The following is a 6,774-nucleotide window of genomic DNA, read 5'->3' as shown; positions in this document are numbered from 1 at the left end:
TTTAATGCTAAATTTTATACATAAAAACAACAAATTATCACGTATTCCTACCTAATCCCACCTTTTCCCACTTAGTACAAAACCTAGTGTCAAACTACAACAGTACAATATTCTTAAAAAAACTATCAAATATCATTGGTCTATATATTGAATATGCTCCACTAATATATTGTTTCAGTTGGAAACAGACTGCAAGAGAGGGAAAATATCCATTATGTTTTTATGTAACAGTTTATTTGAAATCCTTCATAAAGGTATTTTTTAATGAAATTAAGCAATTAGGAGAAAAAACAAAGAATAATTAAATTAACTATAGATTTTTTTATTAAATATGTATAACACGTTATGTATATGATTTATTGATTCTAAGATAAATTTTAGATGTATAATGTTATTATAATGTTTTTTTATAAAAAAATTCTGTGGTGCAATTTATGAATTTTGAAATTACTTAAAAATCAACACCTAATTATTTCATTAATTATTATGTCTCTTATTTTTTGTTAAAAGTGCTTTTTGTCATCGGAATTATTGAAGTTTTTTCAAGTAAAGTTCTTCTAAATCATTCTAGATCAACTGTAAGAGTTTATGAGTGAAATCTATCTGATTATAAATGGAATTATTATAAAGTTATTGTCTTTAGATGGAGATCAATTGCTGCAAAATGAATAGTATTTAGCATAATCTTTATTCAAAAAAATGATATGGATCTTAAAATAATCCACTATGGATGTTTTGAATTTATTATGCCCTTTCGCTGTTCTGTTCTTAAAAATGAGTAGATGTAAGTTTTTAATTCATATCCTGCTTTGTGTAGTTTTTTATAGGTAAAAATAATGCGAAAAATATCAAAAGAAGGGCTTGTATTGATTAAGAAATTGGAAGGCTTACGTTTATCAGCTTATGAAGATTCTGGTGGTGTCTGGACAATTGGTTATGGGCATACAAGTGCTGCTGGTGCCCCAAGCGTCCACAAAGACATGCAAATTACGGAAAAAGAAGCTGAAAAAATCCTTTGTCAGGACTTGAGGGAGTATGAAGCTGTTGTTGAAAAAGCCGTTACCGTTCCTTTAAACGATGAACAATTCGCGGCATTAGTATCATTTTGCTATAATGTAGGAATCACTGCATTTCGCAATTCTACACTTTTAAAAAAGCTTAATAAAGGTGAATATGAAGCGATACCAACCGAATTGCAAAAATGGACAAGAGTAGGAGGAAAACGTATCCAAGGTCTTGTCAATCGCCGAGCAACCGAAGCAGGATTGTGGGCAAAAGGAGCTCATGTTGCCCCCAATTATCATGTAGTAGAACCAGAAGGCGTAACAGGTATTTGCAAAGTAGAAGCTCTTGCACCAATCATAGGTTCTTTTTCAGGGCTTGGAGGTCTTTTTGCAGGAAATGGTCCTGTTCAATGGGTTCTAGCAGGCATTATGGTTTTAGCTGCTTGTACGGCTATGATATACATTGCTAAACGTTTTCAGGAACACCGCCTATGATTTTATGGATAAAAAAATATCTGACAATGACGTCAGCGCTCATAGCAGCTTTTCTTATAGCTTTAGTCAAAGCCTTTTTTCTTGGGAAAAAAGTTGAGAAGCAAAAGCAAACAAAAGAAGATTTCAAGATAGCGACAACACGGCTTGAGGTAGAAAATGAAATTAATAAGAAAAGTGATGCTGATGTGCGCACTAAGCTTTCTAGCTGGTTGCGCGACGAATGAACGAACTTCTTGTATTGGATGGCTGCCAATTTATTTGAATCGACAAGATATCAATGTCATTAGTCCAAATTTGGCGAGAGATATTTTAAAACATAACGAACAAGGTGAACGTTTATGTGGTTGGAGAGATAAACGGAAAATAAAGTGATAAAAATATAATTCCTCTGAAACATCAATCAATGAAAAGATTTGAAAGAGGTGGATACATTCAGATTAAAAGTAAAAGCACTTAAAGGATTAAAACACTCTGGTGGTCGATTAGATTTAATTAGAGTGACTGAGATGTCTGAATTGAAACTAAAGGATTCAACAGATTATGTTTGTGTAAAATGATTGAGTCTATTGATGTATTCTAAGGGCATCTTTGTTATCCTATCAAAAGAAGATGAGAAAAAATTTTATGGATTGCACTACTATCGTCGTTCAAAGAACTGATCATACACAAAGGTTCTGTTTTCAACAAAAATAACATCTAGGGGTTGACATGCTTGAAGAAAAGCAATCTACGGAGCTATATAATGAATAATGGTAAGGCTTTTATGTGATTTGTAAATGATGTTGTTTCAGCTTCCTAATTATAATAATGATGTTGACGATAAGGCAAATACTTTCGCACTGTATCTGCTTTTTCATGCTAAAGTGGCGGGAAAATATTGTGAATGATCTTGGCTGTTAATTTTTCTATAGGTAAATTCCCTATGTGGGAAATGACATGCAACTCCAGTTGAGAAAACCAACAACCATTTTTGCTTTTATTTTTTAACTTAGCTTTTTTACTTTCAAAAGTCGCCTAGCAATTTCTTGAAGAATATTGCTTTACTATTTTAAGATAATTTTTTCCTGAAATAAAATCCTTCTTTTAAAATATTACTGTAATATAGAGAAAGTTTGTAATAAGACCGTGCTTTTCACGGCTTTTATTGTGATGTGTATAACGGAAAAGTTAAGAGTGCGTATTATCTTTTCGAACATTCAACTACAATCTATTTCATCACAATATTTATCTTGAGAAGATACTTTTACAAAGATACTGATAATCTATAAATCGCTCTCCCCTAATTCACCTTCTCGCTCATCCTTCCATGCATTGCCCGTCCACCTTTTAAACCACCTTAAATTTTTGATATAAAATTTTTTCTTTAATTTTTATTTTTTATTGAATCATAAAAATGATATGTCTCAATCTCACTTCTATGCATCTTTATACGCTTTGATTCTTGTTTCTAAAGCCCAGATTGCCTACATATCGTACTGTTTTTATATTTAATATATATTTTTAGATTTATTCCTAACTTGCTAGAAAAGTTTTTATATTTTGATAAAAATATCTTCTATCAGTTCACTTTTTTCAAAAGATTCTGAAAGGATTCTCAAAAAGTCTGCAAAGTTAAAGACTATTTAATACGTATTGTTTCTTTTTTAGAAATCAAAATTGGTGATGCCCCATTCCTTACCAGCAATTGTGTTATTTGCAGAGCAGTCTGTATAAGATGGTGTAACCTCTTTTATAAAGTTAACTAAAGTTTTTTGAATTTCTAGCATATTGTTTAAAGACAAAAAACTCCCTCTTATTATGCAAGCAGCTTAGACATCGGCTGATAATCCTCCCGCTTATAAAAATCCTTTCTTTAATCACTCTCAAAACCACAATTAAAGTGGTGAAAGATAAAACAAGATTTTTAGGCGATCATAACGCACAATAAAATCAGACTAGTCTAAATGTTCAATGCTAACACCTGCTAAACAGTGGAAAATAAGTTTTAGCACGCATTCAAATTGGAAGGGTTTAAGCCCCCCGCGCGCTACGATGGTTTTCTACTCTCATCGTACGATTTACATTCCCTCTAAAACTTAATCGCTGTAAATACAAAAATCTTGAAGCCTGTTCTAAATCCGTGAGAGTTTCTGGATCTTGCTGTATAAACGTTGAAATTCCTCACAACTGCTCATCTGAAATGCTAACATTTTTCATAAAAGGACGATAGTGGCGTTGTAACATCCCTAAAAAGTTTACGACATAACCTGAGAGATTATTGCTGATTTCAGGGGATAGAATCAATTTCTGCTCAAAGAAAATCCCCCATATTAACAAAAAGGTTTAGTCTATATGCTATGAAGAATGTCCTCAATAATTTTGATAATTTTTTTGGTCAAATTTCTCTCGTCACCAATATCGGCAGCAATTGGTGTGGAATTAACAGAACTATAATTTTTTATCCTAAAATGTATCCATCATTTTTTACATTCTTTCATCTATCTTAGCCTTCTTTTCACAGCTTCAAGTGATAAAAAGTAACGGCAATGTTAAGTTGTCTTGCATAGAACAAATTGCTCGCAAACTATCTCTATTGGCTAAATGCCAACCCATCCTCTATTTAAAGAAAGAAAAACTTTTCTTTTTTATTCAGCGATAAAGTACATATTATCCAATTACGTATGAGAGTAATTCGATCAAATAGAAACTGTAATTCTTTCTACTCTGAATAATCCTGTACCCGTTTATATAGGTTTAGAAAAAGCGCACTGTTATGAATATTCATAAAAATGCTTCAAAAATTGATATCAGCAAAACTTCTGTTTAAAAAGGGAAAAGATGTTATCTTACTTACTACTGAAGAAACTGTTCAGATTTGTCTTTATGTTGCTGAAGAGCTACAAAAAACATGAAGTTATCCACCCCTTACAAGTGTGCCAACAATTCAACTTTGAGATAATGTATCTGTGCTAGAGTTATGCCAATCTCACCAATCTGTTGTTGTCCGTGAAGAGCATAATATCAAAGGAGAAGCTTGAAGATGCAATTATTAAATCGCTTATAGAACAAAACATTCTATGCCAATTTGTATCATTAGAAAGACCCAACGACCCCATCTGTAATAAAAACAAACTGGATATGTTAATAAATTATGACATCAATCGAGAAAGCATAAATAGTGTTAGCAATGACATACTATACAAAAAATATTCAACTGCTTTAACATACCTGCCAGTTCAAAAACATAATAATCATTGAAGATACAAGAAAATAAGAAAGAAAAACACATTAATTCACACAGTCTTGCTCTCAGTAAAAGAGCTTTTTTAAAGATAGTATGGGTATTTTTTCATTGTTTAAAAACTTAACTGCATAAAAAACAACATCGTATCCATATAATATATTATTCAATAAACTTAATATAAATAATATATAGATTATAGAAATATTATTTACTATGATCCATTTTTTATTATAATTATAGATTGTAATAAATACATATTGACATTTTTAATGATTTTATTTATATATCATAATTAATATTATTTTATATTAATTTAAAACTAAATGAAGTTTATAAATTTACATTTTATGCTAATGTGAAGAAGAGGTAATTAATATGTTATATTTTAATGTTTTTTATACATAGGAGAGAAAAATGATCACAGCATTATTTATATCTATTTTTTCTATATCAACAGTTGTTTTGCCTTTAATATCAGCGCTTGTTCCTTTTTATCCATGATAATGAACTTTTAATAAAGTAAATAAAAGATGTATGCAATGTTATTAGTATTTTTTTTGTGTTTATTATTATTAAGATTTTTTCTTTAAAATTATTGTATTTATTGAGTATTTTCTGTGATTTTATAGAGGAGCTTTTTGATATTTTCTATTTAAATTTAACTGTCAACATATTTGTAAATATATATAATTATGTTCCTCTATAAAAAGACTTTCTTTTTCTAAAAGTAGTATCACATATTGCTTTCATTGCTCAAAAACATCTATATTTACTAAGTTCTTGCGTGTAATATCTCTGATTGTCTGAGTACCGGTCAGTGTCATAGCTATCCGCATTTCATTGGCAAAAAGATCAAGGAGATGCATAACACCTTTTTCCCCTGCTGCTGCAAGCGCATAAACAAAAGCACGACCAATCATAACAGCATCCGCACCTTGTGCTATCATGCGTACAACATCAAGACCAGAACGAACACCTGAGTCCGCTAAAATAGTCAAATGATCCTTTACAGCATCCGCAATTGCAGGCAACGCTCGTGTTGTTGATAATACACCATCAAGCTGACGTCCGCCGTGATTGGAAACAACAATACCATCCGCACCAAATTTTACTGCTTCTCGTGCATCTTCTGGATCAAGAATACCTTTCAAAATCATTTTTCCTTTCCAAAAATCGCGAATCCATTGTAGATCATGCCAACCAATTGATGGATCAAAGTTTGCACCAAGCCAGCCAACGTAATCATCCAATGCAATTTTCTTTTTGAGATAAGTGGAAACATTTCCAAGATCATGGGGGCGCCCCATAACACCAACGTTCCAAGCCCAATATGGATGAGTAAAAGCTTGTAAAAAACGACGTAATCCAGCATAAGGACCAGACATCCCCGAATGCGCATCACGATAACGTGCACCAGGAACTGGCATATCAACTGTAAAAACCAACGTGCGTACACCAGCTAACCAAGCCCGTTCTAGTGCATCACGCATGAAACCGCGATCTTTGAGAACATAAAGTTGAAACCAAAATGCTCCTCCAACCGCTTCTTGCACTTCCGCAATGGAACAAACTGAAACAGAGGATAGAGTAAAAGGAATCCCTTTTGCCGCTGCAGCACGCGCTGCTTTTACCTCTCCACGACGTGTATACATGCCCGTTAGCCCAACAGGTGCAAGTGCAATCGGTAAATCAAATGTCTGATCAAAAAGCTTGATTGAAAGATCAACTTCACCAATTTGCCTTAGAATCCTTTGACGCAGTGCAAGTTCTTGAAGATCTGTACAATTACGTTGCATCGTTTCTTCAGCATAAGCTCCACCATCAATATAGTGAAAAAGAAAGGGAGGAAGACGACGCTTTGCTGCCTTACGATAATCAAGTGTTGAAGAAATAATCATTGATGGCACCATTGTTCCTAAAAAAAGAGAAGATATCCTAAAACGCATAAAAGCGAATCCGTGTATCTACCTATTCGATATTCTCCCAAAACGCTCTATTGAATAGATAGAAACAACAGAGATTGCAACTTTCTAAAAAACTAATTGATAAAAC

Annotated in this window: 3 protein-coding genes; 2 read left to right on the top strand and 1 reads right to left on the bottom strand. The window is 32.5% G+C overall.

The genetic code is table 11. From position 1 onward, the window contains the following. The first annotated feature begins 836 nt into the window (after positions 1 to 836). Both ACFIJS_RS02385 and ACFIJS_RS02380 read left to right on the top strand, forming a co-directional pair. Positions 837 to 1,499, top strand: a complete 663-nt coding sequence (locus ACFIJS_RS02385; RefSeq protein WP_375649558.1) for a lysozyme — start codon at positions 837 to 839, stop codon at positions 1,497 to 1,499. Further along, complete coding sequence (locus ACFIJS_RS02380; protein ID WP_375618608.1) at positions 1,496 to 1,723, top strand: hypothetical protein; 228 nt, start codon at positions 1,496 to 1,498, stop codon at positions 1,721 to 1,723. Before ACFIJS_RS02385 ends, ACFIJS_RS02380 begins: the two co-directional genes overlap by 4 nt. Positions 1,724 to 5,468: 3,745 nt before the next feature. Here the strand turns inward: ACFIJS_RS02380 and lldD are convergent. Further along, positions 5,469 to 6,620, bottom strand: a complete 1,152-nt coding sequence (gene lldD / locus ACFIJS_RS02375; RefSeq protein WP_375649570.1) for an FMN-dependent L-lactate dehydrogenase LldD — start codon at positions 6,618 to 6,620, stop codon at positions 5,469 to 5,471. Positions 6,621 to 6,774: the final 154 nt, after the last annotated feature.

Origin of the sequence: Bartonella sp. OT172YNZD, from assembly GCF_042193725.1 — a bacterium.
GTDB lineage: Bacteria > Pseudomonadota > Alphaproteobacteria > Rhizobiales > Rhizobiaceae > Bartonella > Bartonella grahamii_A.
The sequence above is the reverse complement of the archived record's forward strand: the minus strand, read 5'-3'. Positions and strand labels throughout refer to the sequence as shown.